We start from the raw sequence: 23,561 nt of genomic DNA, 5'->3' as shown, positions 1-23,561 counted from the left end.
GGTGCCTGCCCCGTCCCCGCTGCGGGCACGCGCCCGCCGGGGCGGTGCCCCCGCTGTGGGCAGCCGTTCCGCTGGGACGGCGCCCATCCGCCGCTGCGAGCGGTCGCCCCGCCGGCGCGGTGCCCGCCCCCGCGCCCCCGTTGTGGGCGGGCCCACCGGGGCGGTGCCCCGCCCACCCCCGTTGTGGGCAATCGTTCCGCTGGGGCGGAACGGGTGGGCACAACGGACCCGCGCCCTGCCGGCGCCCGAGGCTGTGGTGCCTGAACCCGCACCCCTTGGTGCACCCGGCTCGTGGTGCGGGTTCAGGCGCGGAACGCGGAGGCGCCGCTTAAGGGCGCCGTCCCGTGTGCCCACCCGTCCCGCCCCAGCGGGACGATTGCCCACACGGGCAGGGCGGACCGCCCGCCAGGGCGCGGGTCCCCCAGGGCGGGGGCGCCGTCCCGGCAGGCGCGGGCTCGCGCGGGCCCGGGGCGCCGTCCCGCAGGGCGCCCCCCGCGGCATGGCGGGGGCGTCCGGCGGGGTGGGTGTCAGGGCGTGAGGCGGGTGAGGGCCTCGGCGATCGTCAGTTCCTCGCGCTCCCCCGTGCGGCGGTCCTTGAGCTCCACCACGCCCTCGCCCGCCCGGCGCCCCGCCACCAGGATCTTCGGGACGCCCATGAGCTCCGCGTCGGTGAACTTGACGCCCGGCGAGACGCCCGCGCGGTCGTCGACCAGGACGCGGAGGCCGGCCGCGGAGAGCTTCTCCGAGACCTCCAGGGCCAGTTCCGTCTGGAGCGCCTTGCCCGCCGCCACCACGTGGACGTCGGCGGGGGCGACCTCGGCCGGCCAGCACAGGCCCTTCTCGTCGGCGGTCTGCTCGGCGAGGGCCGCGACCGCGCGGGAGACGCCGATGCCGTACGAGCCCATGGTCACGCGGACCGGCTTGCCGTTCTGGCCGAGGACGTCGAGCTTGAGGGCGTCGGCGTACTTGCGGCCCAGCTGGAAGATGTGGCCGATCTCGATGGCACGGTCCAGCTTGAGGCCGGTGCCGCACTTGGGGCACGGGTCGCCCTCCTGGACGACGACGACGTCGACGTACTCGGAGACCTCGAAGTCACGGCCCGCGACGACGTTCTTCGTGTGCGTGCCCTCCTTGTTGGCACCCGTGATCCACGCGGTGCCGGGCGCCACGCGCGGGTCGGCGATGTAGGTGACCTTCTCCAGGCCCTGGGGGCCGACGTAGCCGCGGACGAGGTCGGTGCGCTGCGCGAAGTCCTCCTCGGTCACCAGCTCGACCGTGGCCGTCGGGCCGAAGTGCTCCTCGACCTTGTCCATGTCGACCTCGCGGTCGCCGGGGACGCCGATCGCGACGATCTCGCCGTCGACCTTCACGAGGAGGTTCTTCAGGGTGGCGGAGGCCGGCACGCCGAGGGAGGCCGCGAGGGTCTCGATCGTCGGGGTGTCGGGGGTGGGGATGTCCTCGGCGGCGGGGACGGCCGAGCCGTCGACCGGCTTCACCGTCTGGTACACCGCTTCGGTGTTGGCCGCGAAGTCGCAGTTCGGGCAGTCGGCGAAGGTGTCCTCGCCGGCCTCGGCGGGGGCGAGGAACTCCTCGGACTTCGAGCCGCCCATGGCGCCGGCGGTGGCGGCCACGATGCGGTAGTCGAGGCCGAGGCGCTCGAAGACGCGCTGGTAGGCCTGGCGGTGCAGGGCGTAGGACTGCGCGAGGCCCTCGTCCTCGGTGTCGAAGGAGTAGGAGTCCTTCATGAGGAACTCGCGGCCGCGCAGGATGCCGGCGCGGGGGCGGGCCTCGTCGCGGAACTTGTTCTGGATCTGGTACAGGATGACCGGCAGGTCCTTGTAGGACGAGCACTGGTCCTTGACCAGGAGGGTGAAGATCTCCTCGTGGGTGGGGCCGAGGAGGTAGTCGCCGCCCTTGCGGTCCTGGAGGCGGAAGAGCTCGGCGCCGTACTCGTCCCAGCGGCCGGTGGCCTCGTAGGGCTCTCGGGGCAGCAGCGCGGGCAGGGAGACCTCCTGGGCGCCGATGGCGTCCATCTCCTCGCGGACGATGCGCTCGATGTTGGAGAGGACCTTCTTGCCCAGGGGCAGCCAGCTCCAGATGCCGGCGGCGGTGCGGCGGACGTAGCCGGCGCGGACGAGGAGCTTGTGGCTGAGGACCTCGGCGTCCGCCGGGTCGTCGCGCAGCGTCTTCGCCATCAACTGGGACATGCGCTGGACCGGTGCGTTGGCCATGGTTCTCGTACTCCTGAAGGGACGGACAGTGATGGCCCCGAGGTTAGCCGGGCCGCCCCTGGCAGGTGAAATCAGTTCCGGCGCCTGAGCGGCAGCGGGGCGCCCATGACGGCGTAGGGGCGGGGGGCGCTCGGGAAGTGGACCTGGCGGGCGAGGTCGACGTAGCCGAGGGCCCGGTAGAGGCCGCGGGCGGGGCTCTCGGTGTCGATCGCGGAGAGGATGGAGCGCGGTTCGGCGGCGGTGTCGGTGATGGTGGTGATCAGCGCGCGGCCGACGCCCCGACCCTGGAAGTCGGGGTGCACGTGGAGTTCGGTGATGACGAAGGAGTCGTCGAGCCAGTCGGCGGTGCCGGTGGCCCGCAGGTACGTCTCGACGACGGTGGACCACCAGTGGGCGCGGTCGTTGGGCATCCCGTACACGAAGCCGACGAGCCGTCCGTCGGGGGTGGTGGCCCCGTAGGCGCGGGCGCCGGGGCAGAGGAGGTGGCGCAGCACGATGTGGCGGCGTACGGCGACCTCGCCCGCGTCCAGGCCGAAGGCGACGGCCTGCACGGCGAGGGCCTCGTCCACCCGGGCGGCGAGATTGACCGGACCGATCTCGATCTCTGCGTCATCCATGCGGCGCACCCTACAAGCGCCCGCCCGTCTCGGGACAGCGCGTCAGAACAGGACGCTCATGAAGGCGCCGGTCTCGCGGAAGCCGACGCGGCGGTACGCGGCCCTCGCCGGGGTGTTGTAGTCGTTGACGTACAGGCTGACGACGGGGGCGACGTCGGCGAGGGCGTACCGGAGGACGGCGGCCATGCCCGTCTCGGAGAGGCCCTTGCCGCGGTGTTCGGGGGCGACCCAGACGCCCTGGATCTGGCAGGCCTGGCGGGTGGCGGCGCCGATCTCGGCCTTGAAGACGACCTTGCCGTCCTCGATGCGGGCGAAGGAGCGGCCGGAGCCGACGAGTTCGGCGACGCGGGCCTGGTAGAGCAGTCCGCCGTCGTTGGCGAGCGGGGAGACGCCGACCTCCTCGGTGAACATGGCCACGCAGGCGGGCATGATCACCTCCATCTCGTCCTTGCGGACGCGGCGGACCAGCGGATCGGGCGCGACCGTGGCGGAGGGTTCCTCGGCGACCATCAGCGGCTGGTGGGCCCTGACGTCCCTGGCGGGGCCCCAGCTGGGCTCCAGGAGCCGCCACAGCTCGCCGGTGGCCTCGGCGGGGCCGACGATCGAGGAGCAGCGGCGGCCGATCCGGCGGGCCCGGTCGGCGAAGGCGCGGACGGCCTGGGGGGTGGCGCAGATGGGGACCAGGTTGGCGCCGGAGTAGCAGAGCGAGCGCAGTCTGCCCTCGGTGTACCAGCCCCACATCTCGCCGCCGAGGCGCCAGGGGTCGAGCCCGGCGACCTGGACGCGGGCGGTCACGAAGGCGTTCTCGACGGGGGCGCTCTCCAGGACGGCGAGGGCGGCGCCGAGGTCGGCGGGTTCGAGGACCCGAGTGGTGTTCTCTGTCAGCACGAGGGGGCCTCACGGGACGGATCTGCTGGTCTCCGCACTGTACCCCTGCGCCCTGTGGCGGGGCCCGTCATGCCCGTGAAGCCCCTCCGCCGGGTGGGGCGGAGGGGCTTCGCGTCTGCTGTCGGGAGGGTCAGCCGGCGATGGCGACCGTCGGCTCGCCGCTGGCGACGCCGTCCTTCTCCATCTGCTCGGCGATCTTGAGGGCCTCTTCGATGAGGGTCTCGACGATCTTCGACTCGGGGACGGTCTTGATGACCTCGCCCTTGACGAAGATCTGGCCCTTGCCGTTGCCGGAGGCGACGCCGAGGTCGGCCTCGCGGGCCTCGCCGGGGCCGTTGACGACGCAGCCCATGACGGCGACGCGCAGCGGGACGGTCATGCCGTCGAGGCCGGCGGTGACCTCCTCGGCGAGCTTGTAGACGTCGACCTGGGCGCGGCCGCAGGACGGGCAGGAGACGATCTCCAGGCGGCGCTGGCGCAGGTTGAGCGACTCCAGGATCTGGATGCCGACCTTGATCTCCTCGGCCGGCGGCGCGGAGAGCGAGACGCGGATGGTGTCGCCGATGCCCTGGGAGAGCAGGGCGCCGAAGGCGACGGCCGACTTGATGGTGCCCTGGAAGGCCGGGCCCGCCTCGGTGACGCCGAGGTGCAGCGGGTAGTCGCACTGGGCGGCGAGCTGGCGGTAGGCCTCGACCATGACGACCGGGTCGTTGTGCTTGACCGAGATCTTGATGTCGCGGAAGTCGTGCTCCTCGAAGAGGGAGGCCTCCCAGAGGGCGGACTCGACGAGCGCCTCGGGGGTGGCCTTGCCGTACTTCTTCAGGAGGCGGGCGTCGAGCGAACCGGCGTTGACGCCGATGCGGATCGGGGTGCCCGCGTCCTTCGCGGCCCTGGCGATCTCCTTGACCTTGTCGTCGAACTGCTTGATGTTGCCCGGGTTGACGCGGACGGCGGCGCAGCCGGCGTCGATCGCGGCGAAGACGTACTTCGGCTGGAAGTGGATGTCGGCGATGACCGGGATGGAGGACTTCCGGGCGATCACGGCGAGCGCGTCGGCGTCGTCCTGGGTGGGGCAGGCCACGCGGACGATCTGGCAGCCGGAGGCGGTCAGCTCGGCGATCTGCTGGAGCGTGGCGCCGATGTCGGAGGTGCGGGTCGTCGTCATCGACTGGACGGAGACGGGAGCGTCACCGCCGACGGCCACGCTGCCGACCTGGATCTGGCGGCTCTTGCGCCGCTCGGCGAGCCGGGTCGGAACGGTCGGGATACCGAGAGAAATCGCGGTCATCTGAAGTGCAACCTCAAGGTTGTGCGTCGGCGGGCTCAGGGTTCCGAGGTTACCGCCCCGGGGGCGGGGGGCCGGACACCACCGGGTGCGGCCCCCCTGGGTGCTACGTCAGTTTCACCGGATTGACGATGTCGGCGGCGAGGACGAGCAGCGTGAAGCAGACGAAGACGCCGGCCACCACGTAGGCGGCGGGCATCAGCTTGGCCACGTCGAACGGGCCGGGGTCGGGGCGCTTGAAGATCCGGGCCGCGTGGCGGCGGACGGACTCCCACAGGGCGCCCGCGATGTGACCGCCGTCGAGCGGCAGCAGCGGGAGCATGTTGAACAGGAACAGCGAGACGTTGAAGTACACGAGCAGGCTCATGAAGTTGACGAGGATCGTCGTCTTCGGGGCCTCGACGGTCATCAGTTCGCCGGTGATGCGGGCGGCGCCCAGGACGCCGACGGGCGAGTCCTCGGCGCGCTTGCCGTCGCCGAAGGTGGCGTCCCAGAGGCCGGGGATCTTGCCGGGCAGGGCGATGACCGAGTGGACGCCGTTCTCGACGAGGTCGGTCATGCGCTCGGTGGTCTCGCCGAAGCTGAGCGGGGCGACCTCGGACTTCGGCTGGAAGCCGAGGTAGCCGGCGTCGACGTACCGGACCGGCCGGACGACGTTGCCGTGGGAGTCCTTCTTCTCGACCTTGTTGGTGACCAGGTTCGGGTGGAGGTCGACGCGCTGTCCGTCCCGCTCGATGGTCAGGGTGGCCGGGCCGATGGTGGAGCGGATGCTGTCGGAGAGGGCGTCCCAGTCGGCCACCGCCTTCCCGTTCAGGGCGAGGATCTTGTCCCCGTTCCTGAGGCCGGCCGCGAACGCCGGGGAGACGGGGTCCCCCGCCGCGCACTTCTGCCGCTTGTCGCTGAGCTTGATGACGCACTTCTGGACGCCCGCGACCTCGGTCGTCGGCCCCTGGACGCCCAGCGTCATCATCGAGCCGAAGAACAGCACCGCCGCCAGGACCAGGTTCATGAACGGTCCGGCGAACATCACGATCACGCGCTTCCACGGCTTGCGCGTGTAGAACAGCCGCGTCTCGTCGCCCGGCTGGATCTCCTCGTACGAGGCCTCGCGGGCGTCCTCGATCATCGAGCGCCAGGGCGAGGTGGAGCGGGCCTCGATCCTGCCGTCCTTGCCCGGCGGGAACATGCCGATCATGCGGATGTAGCCGCCGGCCGGGATGGCCTTGATGCCGTACTCGGTCTCGCCGCGCTTCCTCGACCAGATCGTGGGGCCGAAGCCGACCATGTACTGCGGCACGCGGATGCCGAAGAGCTTGGCCGTGGAGAGGTGGCCGAGCTCGTGCCACGCGATGGAGACGAGGAGGCCGAGGGCGAACAGCACGATGCCCAGGGCGTACAGGAGCATTTCGGTCATGCGCGGGCCTCCGCTGTTGCCTTCGCTGCGAGCTCTCGGGCCCGGGCCCGTGCCCAGGTCTCCGCTTCGAGGACGTCCGGGACGGTCAGCGAGGTTCCCCGGGCGGGGGTGCCGTGCTCCGTGACGACCGCAGTGACCGTATCCATGATTCCGTTGAACGGCAGCCGTCCGGCGAGAAACGCCTCGACGCACTCCTCGTTCGCGGCGTTGAAGACGGCGGGGGCGGTGCCGCCCAGCTCGCCCACGTGCCGGGCCAGGCCGACGGACGGGAAGGCCTCGGTGTCGAGCGGGAAGAACTCCCAGGTGGAGGCCTTGGACCAGTCGAAGGCGGGGGCCGCGTCCGGGACCCGCTCGGGCCAGCCGATGCCGATGGCGATCGGGCCGCGCATGTCCGGCGGGGTGGCCTGGGCGAGCGTGGAGCCGTCCGTGAACTCGACCATCGAGTGGACGTACGACTGCGGGTGGACGACGACCTCGATGCGGTCGAACGGGATGTCGTAGAGCAGGTGGGCCTCGATGACCTCCAGGCCCTTGTTCACCAGGGTCGCGCTGTTGACCGTGATCACCGGGCCCATGGCCCAGGTGGGGTGGGCGAGCGCGTCCTCGCGGGTGACGTGGGCCAGCTGCTCGCGCGTACGACCGCGGAAGGGGCCGCCGGAGGCCGTGACGACCAGCTTGCGGACGTCGGCGCGGGTGCCGGCGGCGAGGGCCTGGAAGAGGGCCGCGTGCTCGGAGTCGACCGGGATGATCTGGCCCGGCTTGGCGAGCGCCTTCACCAGGGGGCCGCCGACGATCAGCGACTCCTTGTTGGCGAGGGCGAGGGTGCGGCCCGCTTCGAGGGCGGCGAGGGTCGGCGCGAGGCCGATGGAGCCGGTGATGCCGTTGAGGACGGTGTGGCACGGCGACGCGGCCAGCTGCGTGGCGGCGTCCGGCCCCGCGAGCAGCTCGGGCAGCGGCTCGGAGCCGTACAGCGCCTTCAGGGCCGTGCGCAGCTCCTCGACCGCGTCCTCGCGGGCGACCGCGACCGCCCGGACCCCCAGCCGGTGCGCCTGCTCGGCGAGCAGCCCGATCCGGCCGCCGGAGGCGGCCAGGGCGGTGACCCGGAAACGGTCGGGGTTGCGCAGCACCAGATCGATGGCCTGCGTGCCGATGGACCCGGTCGAGCCGAGGACGACGATGTCCCGGCGGCCTTCGGACACGTCGAAGGCGATGTGCGGGTCGGCGAGAGGAGAGGGGCGGTCGCTCATGCCCCCCATTCTTGCCGCAAAGACCGCGCGGCCTTCACGGGGTACGGACGAACGCGTCGAAGACGCGGTGGAAGTCGGGGAAGGTCTTCTTCACGCAGCCGGGGTCGTCGAAGGTGATCCCGGGGGTGCGCAGCGCGGTGACCGCGAAGGACATGACGATCCGGTGGTCGCCGTGGGTGGCGATCTCCACGGGCCCGGCGGGGGTGCCGGGGCGGATCTCGATCCAGTCGGGGCCGGTGGCGACGGTGACGCCGAGGCGGCGGAGGTTCTCGGCGCAGGCGTCGAGCCGGTCGCACTCCTTGACCCGGGTGTTGGCGACGTCCTCGATGCGGACGGGCCCGTCGGCGAACGGCGCGATCGCGGCGAGGGTCGGCATCGTGTCCGAGATGTCCCGCATGTTGACGGTGAGGCCGCGCAGGGTGCCGGTGGAGCGGACGGTGGTGGCGGAGTCGGTGACCTCGACGTCGGCGCCCATGCGGCGCAGCACGTCGACGAAGGCCAGATCGCCCTGGAGGGCGCCGGTCCCGAGGCCGGGGACGGTGACGGAACGGCCCGGCTGGAGGGCGGCGGCGGCGAAGAAGTAACTGGCCGTGGAGGCGTCGGGCTCGATGCCGTACGTCCGCGCGCGGTAGCCGGTGGGGGCGACGCGGTACGTCCGCCCCTCCCGGCGGACCTCCGCGCCGAAGGCCCGCATCATCTCCAGGGTGATCTCGACGTACGGCTCCGAGACCAGGTCCGTGACGGTGACGTCGAGGCCCTCGGCCGTGAGCGGGCCCAGCATGAGCAGGGCGGTCAGGTACTGGGAGGACTGCCCGGCGTCCAGGGTGAGCGCCCCGCCCTTGACCCCGGCGGCATGGACGTCGAGCGGATGGTGGCCGTCCTTCTCGCCGTGCCGGAGGTCGACGCCGAGGTCGCGCAGGGCGGTGCTGAGCGGGCCGAGGGGGCGGCGGCGCATCTGCGCGGAGGCGTCGAAGCGGTACGTGCCGTGGCCCGCGGCGGCGAGGGTCGGCAGGAAGCGGGCGGTGGTCGCCCCGTCCCGGCAGTACACGTCGGCCTCTGCCGCGCCCGGCCCGGCGGGGCGGCCCTCGATGTGCCAGGCGCCGGGCTCGCGGCGGACGCCGTAGCCGAGGGCGGTGAGGCCCTCCGCGAAACCCTCGGTGTCGTCGGAGACGAGCGGGCGCAGGAGGGTGGTGGTGCCCTCCGCGGCGGCGGCGAGGAAGAGCGCGCGGGCGGTGACGGACTTGGAGCCGGGGATGTCGATGACGGTCACGGGGCCATCCTGCCGCGCGCCCCGCCACCCCTGCGGGCCGGTCCGCCACGTGGACCTCGCACCCGCCGGGACGACACCCCTGCCCCACGCGAGCCCACACCCTGCGGGGCGACGCCCCTGCCGCTTCCTCGTGCGGGGCCCGCGCCCTGCGGGGCGGCGCCCCTCCCGCACCCCCGTGTGGGGCCCGCGCCCGCTGGGACGATTGCCCACCCGCCGTGTGCCCGCGCCCGTGCTGGGCGTTGCCCCCTGCCCGTGCGGGGCCCGCGCCCGCCTGGGCGGTTCCCACCCGCCGTGTGGGCAATCGTCCCGCTGGGGCGGGACGGGTGGGCACACGGGACGGCGCCCATCAGCGGCGCCTCCGCGTCCCGCGCCCTGACCCGCACCACTGGTGCGCTGTGCACGGGGTGCGGGTCCAGGCACAGGAGCCTCGGGCGCCGGCAGGGCGCGGGTCCGTTGTGCCCACCCGTTCCGCCCCAGCGGAACGACTGCCCACAACGGGGGGGCGCGAGGGGTGGGCACCGTCCTGCGGCGGGTGCCCACAACGGGGGCGCAGGGGTGGGCGCCGCCCGGCGAGTGGGCGCCGTTCGGCGGGTGGACGCCCGCAACGGGACCCGAGGTAGGGCGGGTTACAGCAAGCGGTCGACCAGGCCGTCGACGTAGTCCGGGGTGAGCGGGCCCATGCCGAACAGGACGCGGATGTACATCGGGGCCAGGACGTGGTCCAGCACGTCGAGCGCGTCGGGCGCGGCCTCGCCGCGTTCGCGGGCGCGGTCGAGCATGGACTGCAGTTGCCGGGTGCGTTCGGCGCGGAGGTCGGCACCGGCCCGCAGCCCCTGCCGGCCGCTGCTCGACAGGGCGAGGGCCAGGTGCAGCACCGCCGGACCGTCGGGCCCGGTGATCTCGCGGGCCACCTGGGCCGCGTACGTGCGCAGGTCGCCGGCGATGCTCCCGGTGTCGGGCATCGGCGACCGCGCGTTGAGACGGGTGAGCGCCACGTCGGTGAGCAGGGTCTCCAGGTTGCCCCACCGGCGGTAGATGCTGCTGTCGGCCACGCCCGCGCGGGCCGCGACCTCGCGGACGGTGAAGTTGCCGTAGCCGCGCTCGCGGATCAGGTCGGTGACGGCCTGGTGCACCTCCGCGCCGACGCGGGCGCTGCGCCCGCCGGGCCGCCGGGCCGGCTGTCGTTCGTTCATGCCCCCACCTTAACGCAGTCAGGACTTGCGTTTACGCGGCGACCCTCCCTACAGTCACCTAACGCAGTCGCTCACTGCGTTAGTGCGCGACCCACGACTGAACCGAGAGGAATCCCCATGGCTGCACCCCACGCGGCCTCAGGCGGTCGATCGAACCGGGCCGTGCTGCTCGCGGTGACCTGCCTGGGCCAGTTCATGGTCCTGCTCGACAACACGATCGTCGGAGCGGCGCTGCCCGACATGCAGCAGCGGCTGCACACCGGGTTGACCGGTCTGCAGTGGATCGTCGACGCGTACGTCCTGCTGGTCGCCATGCTGCTGCTGTCCGGCGGCGTCTTCGCCGACCGGTTCGGCCGCAAGCGGGTGTACCTGACCGGAGTGGTGGTGTTCACCGCCGCGTCGGTGCTGTGCAGCCTCGCGCCCTCGCTCGGCTGGCTGGTCGCCGGCCGGGTGCTGCAGGGCGTCGGGGCCGCGGCGCTGAGCCCCGCCTCGCTGGCCCTGCTCACCGCCGCCCATCCCGTGCCGCAGGAACGGATCAAGGCGATCGGGCTGTGGGCCGGATTCAGCGGAATCGGTCTGGCCGCGGGCCCCGTGGCCGGCGGCGTGCTGACGGACGCCTTCGGCTGGCCCGCCATCTTCCTGGTCAACCTGCCCATCGGCGCGGTCCTGCTGCTGGCCGGTCTGCGCGGCCTCGAAGAGACCCGCAATCCGAGCGCCCCCGCGATCGACGTCCCCGGCACGGTGCTGTCCGTCCTCGGCGTGGGCGTGCTCACGTACGGGCTGATCGAGGGTGGCGCCCGCGGCTGGACCTCGCCGGTGATCCTGGGCAGCTTCACCGCCGCGGCGGTCCTCCTCGCCGCCTTCGTCGCCGTCGAAGCACGCCGCTCCGCACCGATGCTGCCGCCGCGGCTGTTCCGGCAGCGGCTCTTCACCGTGTCCAACACCACCATGACCGTGGTGGGGTTCGCCCTCATGGGGTCGTCGTTCTTCTTCTCCCAGTTCTTCGTGTACGTCCAGGGCAGCTCGATCCTGCGCGCCGGCCTGCAGACCCTGCCGATGTCCCTCGCCATGGTGGCCGTCAGCCCGTACGCGGGCCGGCTCGCCGCCCGGTACGGCTTCCGCGTCGTGGTCACCGCCGGCCTGGCCCTGGCCGGCCCGGGGCTCCTGGCGCTCGGCACGGTGCACGCCGACACCGGTTACGGGAACGTGTGGTGGCGGCTGGCGGTCGTCGGCACCGGCTTCGCCCTGACCCTGTCCCCGCTGACGGGGGCCGCCGTCCAGGCGGTCGGACCGCAGGAAGGCGGTCTCGCCTCCGGCATCAGCAGCACCACCCGGCAGATCGGCGCGGTGCTGGGCGTGGCGGTGCTCGGAGCCGTCGTCCGCACCCGGCAGTCCGGCGGCGCCTCCTTCGAGGCCGGCCTCGACAGCGCCTTCCTCGTGGCCGGTGCCCTCACCCTGGTCACCGCCGTGTTCACCGGCCTGGGGCTGGCGGGGCCCAAGCCCGCGCAGTCCGAGCCCGCGCAGTCCAGGCCCGCGAAGCCCGAGCCCGCGAAGCCCAGGCCGGCGGAAGACCCCGCGGCCCCGCGGCGCTCCACCGCCCCAGCGGCGGTCCCCGCCGCGAACGAGGCGCCCGCGAACGGCCGTTGACACCCCGCCGGAGGCGCGTGACGGACCGGTCAGGGGAGGCGGCGGTGGACGTTCTCCTCCTGGGACGGGCCCGGGGGCGTGTCCGCGATCCAGGGGCCCGAGCCGCTCGGGTCGATGACGCCCTCCTCCAGCCAGACGTACCGTCCCCCGAGGACCGCGTCGACGATCCGCCGGTCGAGGTCGTCCGTGTTGGACCAGAGGCGGGTGAAGAGTTCCTCGACGCGGAGGCGGGCCTGCCGGCAGAAGGCGTCGGCGAGTTGGCGGGCCTCGTGGCCGTGGTCGGTGGTGGTGCGGAGGAGTTCCGCGCGGACGCACGCCGCGCTCATCGCGAAGAGTTCCGCGCCGATGTCGACGATCCGTCCGAGGAAGGCCTGCTTGAGCTCCATGCGGCCCTGCCAGCGGGACATCGCGTAGAAGGTGGACCGGGCGAGCTTGCGGGAGGTCCGCTCGACGTACCGGAGGTGGCCCGCGAGGGCGCCGAACTCTCCGTACGAACCGGGGAGCTGCCCCGGGCCGGTGACCAGTCCCGGGAACCAGCGGGCGTAGAAGCCGCCCGCCCGGGCGCCGGCCCTCGCCTTGTCGGCGAGGGACTTGTCGGGGTCGATGAGGTCGCCGGCGACGGACAGGTGCGCGTCGACGGCCTCGCGGGCGATCAGCAGGTGCATGATCTCGGTCGAGCCCTCGAAGATGCGGTTGATGCGGAGGTCGCGGAGCAACTGCTCGGCAGGTACGGCCCGTTCGCCGCGGGCGGCCAGGGAGTCGGCGGTCTCGTAGCCGCGGCCGCCCCGGATCTGGACGAGTTCGTCGGCGATGAGCCAGGCCTTCTCGGAGCCGTACAGCTTGGCGAGGGCGGCCTCGATGCGGATGTCGTTGCGGTCCTCGTCGGCCATCTGGGAGGCGAGGTCGACGACGGCCTCCAGGGCGAAGGCGGTGGCCGCGATGAAGGAGATCTTGGTCGAGACGGCTTCGTGGCGGCCGATCGGCCTGCCCCACTGCTCGCGCTCCCCGGACCATTCGCGGGCGATCTTCAGACACCATTTGGCGGCGCCCGCGCAGGCCGCGGGGAGGGAGAGCCGACCGGTGTTGAGGGTGGTGAGGGCGATCTTGAGGCCGGCGCCCTCGGGGCCGATGCGGTTGCCCGCGGGGACGCGGACGCGGTGGAAGCGGGTGACGCCGTTCTCCAGGCCGCGCAGGCCCATGAAGGCGTTGCGGTGCTCGACGGTGATGCCGGGCGCGTCGGCCTCGACGACGAAGGCGGTGATGCCGCCGGGGTGTCCCGCGGAGGCGGGGACGCGGGCCATGACGACGAGGAGGTCGGCGACGACGCCGTTGGTGGTCCACAGCTTCACGCCGTCGAGGACGTATGCGTCCCCGTCGGGCACGGCGGTGGTGGCGAGGCGGGCCGGGTCGGAGCCGACATCGGGCTCGGTGAGCAGGAAGGCGGAGAGGTCGGTGCGGGCGAGCCGGGGCAGGAAGGCGTCCTTCTGCTCCCGGGTGCCGAAGAGTTTCAGCGGCTGCGGTACGCCGATCGACTGATGCGCGGAGAGCAGGGCGCCGACGGCGGGGCTGGCGGAGCCGACGAGGGCGAGGGCGCGGTTGTAGTACAGCTGGGTGAGTCCGAGCCCGCCGTACTTCGGGTCGATCTTCATCCCGAGGGCGCCGATCTCCTTGAGTCCGGTGATCGTCTCGTCGGGGATGCGGGCCTCGCGTTCGATGCGGGCTCCGTCGATCCGGTTCTCGCAGAAGTCGCGGAGGACGGCGAGGAAGGCCTCGCCGCGCCGTACGTCCTCGGCGGCGGGGAGCGGATGCGGGTGGACGAGGTCGAGGCGGAACCGGCCGAGGAACAGCTCCTTCGCGAAGCTGGGCCTGTGCCAGTCCCGCTCGCGCGCGGCCTCGGCGACCTGCCGGGCCTCGCGCTCGGTGACCTTGGGCCGCTGCGTGGGTGCGGACATGGACGCCTCCTTGGGCTCCTGTCCGTCGTACCCGATACCGGCGGGTCCGGAAAGAGGAGGCGATCCTTCCGGGTATGTCCTCCTGGTGAGACGCTCCGCCCGTACGGGACGGCCGCGCGTAGGGTCCGCGGCATGTCTCAGCCGATCAAGCTCATCGTCCTCGTCGCCACGCTGCCCGGCCGGGGCGCGGAACAGATCGCCTCCTTCGAGGCGCTCGCGCCCCTGGTGCGGGCGGAGGACGGCTGTCTGCAGTACGACCTCCACCGGGTGGCCGACGATCCCGACCGCTTCGCCCTGATCGAGCGCTGGGCCTCGGCCGAGGCGCTCGCGGCGCACGACGCCGCCCCGCACATGGTCGCGGCCGGCGCGGCGAACAAGGCGTTCCGCGCGGGGCCCGCCGAGGTGATCCGCCTCGTGGACGCCCCCGTCGCGTGAGGAACACCGTGAGGAACGTGAAGACACCGCGAGGAACGGGAAGAAAGGCGGTCCGAGCCCCCGCACAGTGGGCTCGGACCGCCTGATCCGGGTGGGGCGTACCCCTTGGAGGGCCCCTTAGAGGGCGAGGCCCGTCAGGACGAGCACGCGCTCGTAGGTGTAGTCGTCCATCGCGTACTTGACGCCCTCGCGGCCGACGCCGGAGCGCTTGGCACCGCCGTACGGCATCTGGTCGGCGCGGTACGAGGGGACGTCGCCGACGATCACGCCGCCGACCTCCAGGGCGCGGTGGGCGCGGAAGGCGGTCTGCAGGTCGTGGGTGAAGACACCGGCCTGGAGGCCGAAGTCCGAGTCGTTGACCGCGGCGAAGGCCTCGGCCTCGCCGTCGACCTTGGCGATGGTCAGGACCGGGCCGAAGACCTCGGCGCGGGCCAGGGTGACGTCGGCCGGGAGGTCGGTGAGGACGGTCGGGGCGTAGGTCGCGCCCTCGCGCTTGCCACCGGCGAGGAGCTTGGCGCCGGCCGCGACGGCCTCGTCGACCCAGGACTCGACGCGCTGGGCGGCGGCCTCGTCGACGAGCGGGCCGACGTCGGTGGCGTCGTCCGCCGGGTCGCCGGTGACCTGCGCCTCGACGGCGGCGACGATCTTCGGCACCAGGCGGTCGTAGACCGAGACGTCGGCGATCACGCGCTGCACGGAGATGCAGGACTGGCCGCCCTGGTAGTTGGAGAAGGTCGCGATGCGGCTCGCGGCCCAGTCCAGGTCGGCCTCGGAGGACCAGTCGGGCAGGACGACGGCCGCGGCGTTGCCGCCGAGCTCCAGGGTGCAGTGCTTGTGCGGCACCGACTGCTGGATGGCGTAGCCGACCTTGTCGGAGCCGGTGAAGGAGATGACCGGGAGGCGCTCGTCCTGGACGAGGGCGGGCATGCGGTCGTTCGGCACGGTCAGGATCGACCAGGAGCCGGCCGGCAGGTCGGTCTCGGCCAGGATCTCGCCCAGGATCAGGGAGGAGATCGGGGTCGACGGGGCCGGCTTGAGGATGATGGGGGCGCCGACGGCGATGGCCGGGGCGACCTTGTGGGCGCTGAGGTTCAGCGGGAAGTTGAACGGCGCGATGCCGAGGACGACGCCCTTGGGGATGCGGCGGGTGAGGGCGAGGCGGCCCGCGCCGCCGGCCTCGGTGTCCAGGCGCTGGGCCTCGCCGGCGTTCCAGCGGCGGGCCTCCTCGGCGGCGAAACGGAAGACGGAGACGGCGCGGCCGACCTCGCCGCGGGCCCACTTGATGGGCTTGCCGTTCTCGGCGGAGATCAGCTGGGCGATCTCCTCGGTGCGCTCGGCGAGCCGCTTCGACACGTGGTCGAGGGCGGCGGCGCGGACGTGCGCAGGGGTCGCGGCGAACTCGTCGACGACGGCGTGCGCGGCGGCGACGGCCTCCTCGACCTGGGCCTCGGTGGGCACGCTGACCTTGCCGACCAGACGTCCGTCGTACGAGTTCGTGACGTCGAAGGTGGCGTCGCCGGTGGCCTCGCGGCCGGCGAGCCAGAAGGCGTGGGTGGTCGTCATTGCGTCCCGGCCCTTTCCGTTTCGGGGTGCGAGCGGTTGCTCTGGTGACACCGTAGGGCCGGGACGGCGGGCGCGGGCTTGTCCGGTATGGAGTAGTGGGGGTGGCGGCTCTGTCCGCTTCGGCCGAAGCGGGGTCGCCCGCGTCCGCTCCGACGGCGTCACCAGCGTTCGTACGCCGAGAGGGGCCGCTCGCCGCTGCCCCAGCGCACGGCGATGACTCCGTCCTCGTACGTGAACATGTCCCCGACCTCGGTCGCGTAGCCGGCCACGTGGTCGCGGAAGGCGCGGTCGTCCTCCTCGTCGCCGGTGGCGGCGTCGAAGACGTGGAGGCGGTCGCCGTATTTCCAGTCGAAGGCGAGGGTCGTCACCCGGCCGTCCGTCACGTCGATCTCGTCGAGGTCGGCGTCGCCGAGGTCCGCCCGCCACACCTGGTCGCCCGTGGCCAGGTCGAAGGCGACGAGCCGCTCCCAGGTGCTCTGCGAGCCTTCGTACGAGGCGATGGCGAAGAGGCGGCCGCCCTCGACCTCGACCTCCTCGATGGAGCCGTAGTCGCCGACGTCGTCGATCCGTCCCCGGGGGCGGCCGTCGGGGCCGAAGGCGAGGGTGGCCCGCATGCCGTCCCCGGACTTCTCCTCGGCGACGGACACGACGGCGGGGTCGGCGGACAGCACGTACGCGGTCGCGTCGGCGGCCACGCCCCGCCGGGCGTCGAGCGGCACGGTCCACCGCGCGCGCCCGTCGGCCGGGTCGAGGGCGGTGAGCCTCGCCTCCTCGCCGCAGCGGAGGAGGGCGACGACCTGCTTCCTGGCGGCGTCCACGTCGCCGGGGGCGCAGCCCCGGGGCACGGCGGCCGTCCAGCGCGGGGCGCCGGTCCGCGCGTCGAGGGCGCGGAGCCCGCCCCGGGCACCGCTGTCGGCGAGCACGACGAGCCCGCCGCCGACGGCGGCGGACCCGTACCCGGTCTTCGCGGTGGTGTGCCACAGTTCGCGGCCGTCGGTGAGGTCGAGCGCGGCGCGGGTGGCGCAGGGCCCGCCCTTCTCGCCGTAGCCGATGAGGACGACCGGGCCGTCGGGCCGCGCGGTGGTGGCGCAGACGTCGGTCCGGCGGGGCGGGACGTACTCCCAGCGCTTCTTCCCGGAGGCGGCGTCGTAGCCGGTGACGCCGTCGAAGCGGCTGCGGGCCAGGGTGTCGCCGGCGAGCCAGGCGCGGTTGCCCTGCGCGGAGGTGCCCCGGTCGTGGGGGGCCTCCCAGACGGTCCTCATGGAGAACCACGGCATGTAGCCCGAGTCGGCCAGGAAGGCGAAGACGATGCCGCCGACCGCCCCGAGCGCGACGACGGCCGCGACCAGGCAGCCGAGCGTCCTCCGCCGGCCGGTCAGCGGGACCGTACCTCTGCCGTCGCCGTCGTTCGTACGCGCCGCCATCCGGATCCCCACCCCTGGCTCGAAACCGCCGGAACCCCGTCAGGGTAGGGGATCGAAGATCATCCGCGTCGCTCGGTCGAGACGATGAGGCAGACCCCGCCGACGACGATCGCGCCGCCGAGGAGGATCGGCCAGGTCAGGGCCTCGTTCAGGACGAGGGCGCCGAGCAGGACGGCGACGACCGGGTTCACGTAGGCGTAGGTGGCGGCGAGGGAGACCGGGGCGGTCTGGAGGAGCCAGGCGTACGCGGTGAAGGCGACGAGCGAGCCGAAGACGACGAGGTACGCGAGGGCGGCCCAGGAGCGGCCGGAGACGGCTCCCAGGTCGAGGCCGTGGTGCTCGCCGCGCAGGAGACCGAGGGCGAGCGCGGCGAGGCCGCCGGCCAGCATCTCGTACGCGCTCGCCGTGAAGGGGTTGGCGGGCATGGACAGCCGGGCGGAGGAGACGGAGCCGACGGACCACAGCAGGGCGGCGACGAGGACGAGCAGGACGCCGCCGATCTTCACCTCGCCGCTGAGGCCGGGAACGGTGAGGACGCCGAGGCCGGCGAAGCCGAGCAGGACACCGCCGTAGGCGCCGGGGCCGGGGCGGTCGCCGAGGACCGTGCGGAGCAGGACGACCCAGACGGGGACGGCGGCGACGAGGAGGGCGGCGAGGCCGGAGGGTATGGAGGTCTCGGCGAGGACGACGAGGCCGTTGCCGCCGAGGATCAGGAGCAGACCGACGAGGACGGCGGAGCCGAGCTCCCGGCGGGTGACCCTGAGGGCGGCGGGGCCCTGCCGCCAGGCGACGATCGCGGCGAGGAGCAGGCCGGCGGTGACGAAGCGGGCGCCGCCGGAGAGGAACGGCGGGAGGGTCTCGACGACGATCCGGATCCCGAGGTACGTGGACCCCCAGACGACGTACACGATGCCGAGGGCGGCCCAGACGGCACCGCTGATCCGGCGGGCGGGGGCGGGGGCGGCGGGAGTACGGGGTCCGGGTCCGGGGGCGGCCGGGCGGGTCTCGGGGGCCGGGTCGACGGCGGGGCTTGTCATGAGCAGGAGAGTAGGGAGTGAGCGCCCCGATGACCAAGAAAACTGCCCGAATCCGGGCAGGGTCAGCGGAATTCGGACGGCGGGGAGGCTTCGGGAGGGGGGCGGTGAGCCTCCTGGGGGTGCGGGTGGGCTTCCTGAGGGGTACAGGGAGCCCTCCTGAGGGGCACAGGGCCCCCCTCGGGGGCGCAGGTGAGCCTCCCGAGGGCGCAGGGAGCCTCCTGGGGGTGCAGGTGGGCCTCCCGAGGGGGCCGGGCGGGCCCTCCCTGAGATGTGTCGGCGGGTCTCCCGGGGTGTTCCGGAAGGGTGGGAGGATGTCCGGGACCGCATGACCTCAGGGGGTAGGCATGATCCTTTACGTACTGATCGGCGTCCTGGTCCTCGCCGTCGCGGGCTGCGCCTCCGTGATCTGGGCGGCACGCGGTGGCCCCCGCTGGGTCCGCGCGATCGCCACCGTGACCCTGCTGGGCGGCGAGGCGGTCCGCGCCGGGCAGCGCCGGAGCGCGAAGCGCGGCGGGGGCGACGACGCGAGCGCCCTCGGCTCCGACTAGGAGCTAACGTTCGTCCTCGCCCGTCGCCTTCAGGGCCAGCCACAGCTCCATCCGGACATCCGGATCGTCCAGCGAACGGCCGAGGATCTCCTCCACCCGCCGCATCCGGTAGCGCAGCGTGTGCCGGTGGACGCCCAGGTCCGCCGCCGCCGCGTCCCACTGGCCGTGCCGGGAGAGCCAGGCGCGCAGCGAGGCCACCAGGTCGCCGCGGCCGGTCGCGTCGTGCTCCCGCAGCGCGCGCAGCATCCCGTCGGCGAAGGCCCGGACGGCGTCGTCGGCGAGGAGCGGAAGCACCGAGCCCGCCGCCAGGTCCTCGTGCTCGACGAGTGCCTTTCCCCGCCGCCGGGCGACCGAGAGGGCCTGTTCGGCCTGCTTGTACGCGGCCGCCGCGGCGGCCGGGCCCGCCGGGGCCGACAGGCCGACGACGACGCCCGCCTCCTCGGCCTCCCGCTCCGCGTACCCCTCGCAGGCGGCGACGACCGCGCCGCCGTCCCCGGCAAGGACGACGAGCCGCTGCCCGCTCTCGGCGACGGTGAGCACCGCCTCGCCCGCGCGGGCGGCGGCGGCCTCCAGGGCCTCGGCGAGCACCGGCAGCGGCGGCTCCCCGGCCGGCTCTCCCCCGGCGGGCTCGGCGACGAGCAGCCGGTAGGGGGCGTCGAGCAGCCCTCCGTACAGGTCCCCGGCCACCGCGCGAGCGGGCTCCGGCTGGCCCGCGAGCATCAGGCGCAGCACCGCCGCGCCGAGCCGCTGCTCCGCCGCCTGGAGCGAGCGGGAACGTTCGGTCGTGAGGGTGAGCAGGGCGATCGCCGAGTGCACCGCGTACCGCTCGGCCGTGCCGAGGGGTGCGCCCGTGCCGACGGCGAGGGCGCCGCGCACCCGGCGGCCGGTGCCGAGCGACTGGAGCTCGACGCGGTCGTCCGTACCGCCGACGACCGCGCTGGCGGGCGCGGGCCGCTCGCGCAGCCGCTCCACGTCCGGGGTGAGCCGGGCGGCCCGGCGCGCCGCCCACTCGGGCGAGACGGCGACGACGGTGCCGGAGGCGTCGTACAGCGCGGCCCAGCCGTCGACGTGCGCGGCGAGCCGGGCGACGACGGCCTCCGGGCCCTCGGCCAGCGCGGCGCGGGTCAGCTCGCGCTGGGCCTCGAAACCGGCCGTGACGGCCCGGTACTGGTCGGCGGAGATGGCCGCCGAGACGGCCTTGCTGATGGCGAGGAAAGGCGTCCGGCGCGGCACCTCGAGCAGCGGCAGGTGTTCCTCGCGCGCCGCGTCGAGCAGGGCCGGCGGGATCTCCTCGTAGTTGACGCCCACCGCGAAGCCGAGGCCGACCACCCCGGCGCCGAGCAGCCGCCGCACGTAGCGGCGCATCGCCGCCAGGTCCTCGGCGTCGAGCGTGAGCGCGGTCGTGAGGAGGAGCTCGCCGCCCTCCATGTACGGGACGGGGTCGGCGAGCTCGCTGACGTGGGCCCAGCGGACGGGGGTGTCGAGGCGGTCCTCACCCGCGCGGACGATGAGCTTGAGGGAGGAGTGCTGGACGAGCGAGGCGAGGGTGGGCGGCATTGGGGACCGTCGGACCTTTGAGCGAGGACCGCGCGCGGGGGGAGCCGTGCACGGAAGCGGGGAGGCGCCGCTCAGCTGAGCGGCGCCCCCGATTGTGCCAGGGCCGCCGGGAGCCCGCTCGGGCGCGCGAGGGGTGAGACGGAGGGGCACACGGGACGGGCGGAGCGGCGCCGTCCGGGCGGGGCGAGCCGTCCGGGACCAGCCGTGCGCGACGGGCCGCGCGACGCCATCCGTCCGGGCCCGGCCGCACGGGACCGCCAGCGCGGCCCGAGCCGTCCGGGACCGGGCTCCGGGCTCCGGGCTCCGGGCTCCGGGCTCCGGCGCGACCGTACCGGCGGTGGCTCAGCCGCGCAGGTCCACCAGGACCGGCGGGGTGTGCGTGCCCTGGGCCGTGGTCAGGGAGACGACGGCGTGGCCGGGCGGCACGGAGTGCGCGAGTTCGGAGGCCGACCACCGCTCGCGCTCGACCTTCCGGGTCGTGACCGCGTCGGTGGTGACGGCCTTGCCGGTGATCTTCTTGCGCAGGGCGTGGAGGAACCGGGTCATCGGCTGGTCGGCGAAGACCGTGTGGTGCGCCACCTCGGTGGTCTCCACCCACTCCTTGCCCCAGGTCTCGGCGAAGCCCCGGCCGTCCCAGGTCGTGATGCCGGAGAGCGCCACCCGGCAGCCGACGGCGCCGAACAGCGGGCCGTGCAGCGCCTCGGGCACCTCGCCGAGGGTGCGGAGCCCGAGGACGACGCCCGCGTTGTGCGGGCGCAGCCGCTGGAGGGAGCGGACGGTGCCCGTGGTGAGCGCCCCGGTGGCGTCGTCGAGGACGAGGGCGGCGAAGTGCGGGCGTCCGGTGCCGGTCCGGGCCGCCGCCAGGAACTGGGCGAGGACCAGTCGGGCGAGGAGCCGCGAGGCCTCCTCGTGGCCGCGCTCCGGCAGCTTGATCCGGACCCGCAGCGGGTGGTGGACGACGGACTTCAGCGAGAAGGGCCGCACGTCGCTCCCGTCGGCGCCGAAGAACTCGGCGAAGGCAGGCCGGTCGAGCGGCGACAGGCGGTCCGCGAGGAGCGGCCCGGCGTCGGCGGCGGTGCCGGCCTGCCGGATGCGGGCCTCCAGCTCGCGGCGCATGGCCGCCGCGTCGGCGGGGAGCCGGTCGAGGAGCGCCGTCAGCGTCTCCGGGCCGGCTTCCAGCAGTTCGCGCAGCACCGGTACGGACGGGAAGCGTCCGTGGGCCGCCCGGTAGGGGCCGATGAGCTGGGCGAGGACGGTGGCGGCCCGCCGGGCGTCGAGGTTCTCGACGTCGCCGACCAGGCCCTCCGCGAGCAGCGCCGCCGCCTCGTCGGGGTCGGCGAGGCCGGCGTAGAGGTCGAGGTCGTACGGCGAGGCCGGGTCGCCCGGCCGGACCACGACGTCGTAGGCGGCGTCCGGGCCGAGCGGCGCGTCCGCCGCGCCCACGGCGACGACCGCGGCGGTGCCGGTGAGGGCCTGCAGGGTGAGGGATTCGACGACCGGTCCGGTCAGGCGGGTGGTCTTTCCGGCGCCGGAGGGGCCGACGACCAGCAGGGAGGTGGCGAGCGCGGCCGGTTCGAGGGCGAGGCCCGCGCCCCGGTAGGCGGCCGGGTTCCGCTCCTCGGCGGTGCAACGGCCGAGGCGGACCTGCCCGAGGAGGAGGTCGTGGGTGGCGGCCCGGCCCGGCAGGTCGCGGGCGCCCGAGGGGTGCGCCCCGGCGGCGGCGCCCTGCCGGAGCACGGTGTCGACGAAGGAGGCGAGGCCGTCCGCGTGTGTCCGTCCCCGCTCCAGGCTCCGGCGGATCCGGGCGCAGTCCACGTCGTTCATGCGTCCGGCGAACAGCTCGGCGGCGAGCAGGTCCGCCGCCTGCCGCTCCCCGGCGGCCCGCAGTTCGGGCCAGTGCGAGAGGGGGGCGGGTGCCGCCGGGTCGAGGGGCGCCGGGGTGCCGCCCTCCGCGGCGCGGGCCCTCAGCCGGGCGCGGACCAGGCCGGGCCAGTCGCCGAGGCGCGCGAAGGGCCAGAGGACGACGGCCGTGATCAGGGCGTACAGGGTGTAGACGAGGACGGGCGAGGCGAGGACGTCGTACCCGCCGCCGATGAGCACGACGAGGGACAGCAGGGGTGCGACGACCGGCAGCGGGTCCCAGCCGACGCCGGGGAAGGCCTCCGGCCAGACGAAGGTCAGGGCGATCAGCGCGGCGCCGGCGGTGAGCGCGGCGCGGGCGGGCGGGCGGCGGTCGGCGAGGAGGTGGCGGGCGAGTTCGGCCCAGGCTCCGAGGCGGGCCATCGCGTAGAGCAGGACGGCGAAGAAGAGGCCGTCGTAGACGACGTGGGCCTCGGCGCCGTGCCAGTCGCGGGGCGAGGTGCCCCCGGCGTACCACCAGTCGGCGGGGGTGAAGGTGGCGAGCGGGATCCACTCGTAGGGGACGACGCCGCGCCGCCAGGCCGACCAGAGCAGGAGCCCCACCACGAGGGGGATCAGCAGCCCGGCCACCGTGACGGGCGCGAGCTTCCGCGTCTCCCGGGGCGGCGGCGGTGGCACGTGCCGGAACCGCCAGATCCCGGGCGCGGCCTCGGGCCGCGGGGCGTCCAGCCAGGCGACGACCGGTGGGACGGGGGCCCCACCGGGAACGGCCCCGGCGCCGCCGGTCGCCTCGTGGGGCGGGCGGGGGGCGCCGGGCCCGCCCGCGCCGGGCGCCGCCGCCGCCCCCGGAGCCACCGTCGGCCGCGGCGGCACGGACGGCGGAACCGGTGCGTGCGCGGGAGCGCCGGGCCCCGCGGCCCGGCCGCCGGAAGCGGCGGCTCGCCCGTCGGGGCGAACGGTTCCGCCATCGGGACGGGCACCTCGGCCGTCGCCCGGCGAGCCCGCCGCATGCGGCGGAGCCGGCACCTGCGAGGGAGCGCCGGGACGGACGGCACCGTCGGCGGAAGCGGCACCCCGGCCGTCGGGGTGCGCGGCCCCGTCGTCGGAGGCCCCGGCCCGCCCCCCGGGACGGACGGCCCCGCCGACGGAAGCGGCACCCCGGCCGTCGGTCGGCGGCCCCGCCGGGCGCGGTACCGCGCCCCCCTTGGTGTCGCGTGACTCGTACGTGCCGTCGGTCTCCATGAACCCCTGCCCCCTGACCAGCCAGGTCGCCGCGTCTGTGCCACCGTCAATCTAGTGGGCCCGGAGCCCCCGGGAGGGGATTCGACCACCCGTACGGCCGGGGGCCGCCCCGGCGCGTCCGGGGCGGGCCCGTGCCGCGGAAGCGGAGCCG

General features: G+C 74.3%; 17 protein-coding genes. 3 read left to right on the top strand and 14 right to left on the bottom strand.

The genetic code is table 11. The features are described 5' to 3' along the window. Positions 1-527: 527 nt before the first annotated feature. From ACIGW4_RS21380 to ACIGW4_RS21345, 8 genes are all read right to left on the bottom strand, one after another. Entirely contained in the window at positions 528-2,231 is a 1,704-nt protein-coding gene (locus ACIGW4_RS21380; RefSeq protein ID WP_123455668.1) for a proline--tRNA ligase, read from the bottom strand. 71 nt (positions 2,232-2,302) lie between these two features. Further along, entirely contained in the window at positions 2,303-2,848 is a 546-nt protein-coding gene (locus ACIGW4_RS21375) for a GNAT family N-acetyltransferase (protein ID WP_123455667.1), read from the bottom strand. 42 nt (positions 2,849-2,890) lie between these two features. After that, positions 2,891-3,736 carry a GNAT family N-acetyltransferase gene (locus tag ACIGW4_RS21370; protein ID WP_399582293.1) on the bottom strand — a complete coding sequence of 282 codons (846 nt, stop codon included), beginning with the start codon at positions 3,734-3,736 and terminating at the stop codon, positions 2,891-2,893. A 130-nt stretch (positions 3,737-3,866) separates the two neighbouring features. Then, positions 3,867-5,024, bottom strand: coding sequence for a flavodoxin-dependent (E)-4-hydroxy-3-methylbut-2-enyl-diphosphate synthase (ispG, locus tag ACIGW4_RS21365; protein WP_123455666.1), 1,158 nt, complete (start codon positions 5,022-5,024; stop codon positions 3,867-3,869). Positions 5,025-5,127: 103 nt separating this feature from the next. Next, entirely contained in the window at positions 5,128-6,435 is a 1,308-nt protein-coding gene (locus ACIGW4_RS21360; RefSeq protein WP_399582289.1) for a M50 family metallopeptidase, read from the bottom strand. Then, positions 6,432-7,682 (bottom strand): 1-deoxy-D-xylulose-5-phosphate reductoisomerase, encoded by a 1,251-nt coding sequence (gene dxr, locus ACIGW4_RS21355; RefSeq protein WP_399582287.1) that lies wholly within the window; start codon positions 7,680-7,682, stop codon positions 6,432-6,434. The genes ACIGW4_RS21360 and dxr overlap by 4 nt, the downstream gene beginning before the upstream one ends. 34 nt (positions 7,683-7,716) lie before the next feature. Continuing rightward, positions 7,717-8,952 (bottom strand): 3-phosphoshikimate 1-carboxyvinyltransferase, encoded by a 1,236-nt coding sequence (gene aroA, locus ACIGW4_RS21350; RefSeq protein ID WP_359589235.1) that lies wholly within the window; start codon positions 8,950-8,952, stop codon positions 7,717-7,719. A gap of 626 nt (positions 8,953-9,578) precedes the next feature. Continuing rightward, a complete protein-coding gene (locus ACIGW4_RS21345) occupies positions 9,579-10,145 on the bottom strand; it encodes a TetR/AcrR family transcriptional regulator (RefSeq protein WP_123455662.1) in 567 nt (188 codons plus the stop codon). 117 nt (positions 10,146-10,262) lie between these two features. Here ACIGW4_RS21345 and ACIGW4_RS21340 point away from each other — a divergent pair, with 117 nt between their 5' ends. After that, entirely contained in the window at positions 10,263-11,792 is a 1,530-nt protein-coding gene (locus ACIGW4_RS21340) for a DHA2 family efflux MFS transporter permease subunit (RefSeq protein ID WP_399582284.1), read from the top strand. Positions 11,793-11,821: 29 nt separating this feature from the next. Here ACIGW4_RS21340 and ACIGW4_RS21335 read toward each other — a convergent pair whose 3' ends face one another. Then, positions 11,822-13,744: an acyl-CoA dehydrogenase family protein gene (locus tag ACIGW4_RS21335; RefSeq protein ID WP_398713347.1), complete on the bottom strand. Its 1,923-nt coding sequence runs from the start codon at positions 13,742-13,744 to the stop codon at positions 11,822-11,824. A gap of 132 nt (positions 13,745-13,876) precedes the next feature. Between ACIGW4_RS21335 and ACIGW4_RS21330 the strand changes: the two genes are divergently transcribed. Continuing rightward, positions 13,877-14,179, top strand: a complete 303-nt coding sequence (locus ACIGW4_RS21330; RefSeq protein WP_359589237.1) for a putative quinol monooxygenase — start codon at positions 13,877-13,879, stop codon at positions 14,177-14,179. Positions 14,180-14,296: 117 nt separating this feature from the next. On the opposite strand, the gene ACIGW4_RS21325 is transcribed toward ACIGW4_RS21330, so the two are convergent. The 3 genes from ACIGW4_RS21325 to ACIGW4_RS21315 form a co-directional block, all read right to left on the bottom strand. Beyond that, the gene (locus ACIGW4_RS21325; protein WP_398713344.1) at positions 14,297-15,742 is read right to left on the bottom strand and encodes an aldehyde dehydrogenase family protein; all 1,446 of its coding nucleotides are present in this window, start codon (positions 15,740-15,742) and stop codon (positions 14,297-14,299) included. Positions 15,743-15,900: 158 nt separating this feature from the next. Then, positions 15,901-17,166, bottom strand: a complete 1,266-nt coding sequence (locus ACIGW4_RS21320) for a PQQ-binding-like beta-propeller repeat protein (RefSeq protein WP_398713343.1) — start codon at positions 17,164-17,166, stop codon at positions 15,901-15,903. 59 nt (positions 17,167-17,225) lie between these two features. Then, a complete protein-coding gene (locus ACIGW4_RS21315; RefSeq protein WP_398713341.1) occupies positions 17,226-18,203 on the bottom strand; it encodes an EamA family transporter in 978 nt (325 codons plus the stop codon). A 344-nt stretch (positions 18,204-18,547) separates the two neighbouring features. On the opposite strand from ACIGW4_RS21315, the gene ACIGW4_RS21310 reads away from it, so the two are divergent. Beyond that, positions 18,548-18,751, top strand: coding sequence for a hypothetical protein (locus ACIGW4_RS21310; protein WP_123455655.1), 204 nt, complete (start codon positions 18,548-18,550; stop codon positions 18,749-18,751). A gap of 3 nt (positions 18,752-18,754) precedes the next feature. On the opposite strand, the gene ACIGW4_RS21305 is transcribed toward ACIGW4_RS21310, so the two are convergent. Beyond that, complete coding sequence (locus tag ACIGW4_RS21305; protein WP_123455654.1) at positions 18,755-20,308, bottom strand: PucR family transcriptional regulator; 1,554 nt, start codon at positions 20,306-20,308, stop codon at positions 18,755-18,757. 342 nt (positions 20,309-20,650) lie between these two features. Continuing rightward, positions 20,651-23,041, bottom strand: a complete 2,391-nt coding sequence (locus ACIGW4_RS21300) for an ATP/GTP-binding protein (protein ID WP_399582277.1) — start codon at positions 23,039-23,041, stop codon at positions 20,651-20,653. Between the last annotated feature and the right edge of the window lie 520 nt (positions 23,042-23,561).

The organism is Streptomyces sp. NPDC053513 (assembly GCF_044544765.1).
In the GTDB taxonomy this organism is placed as follows: domain Bacteria; phylum Actinomycetota; class Actinomycetes; order Streptomycetales; family Streptomycetaceae; genus Streptomyces; species Streptomyces litmocidini.
Note: the sequence above shows the minus strand (reverse complement) of the source record. Positions and strands in the feature narration are given on the sequence as shown.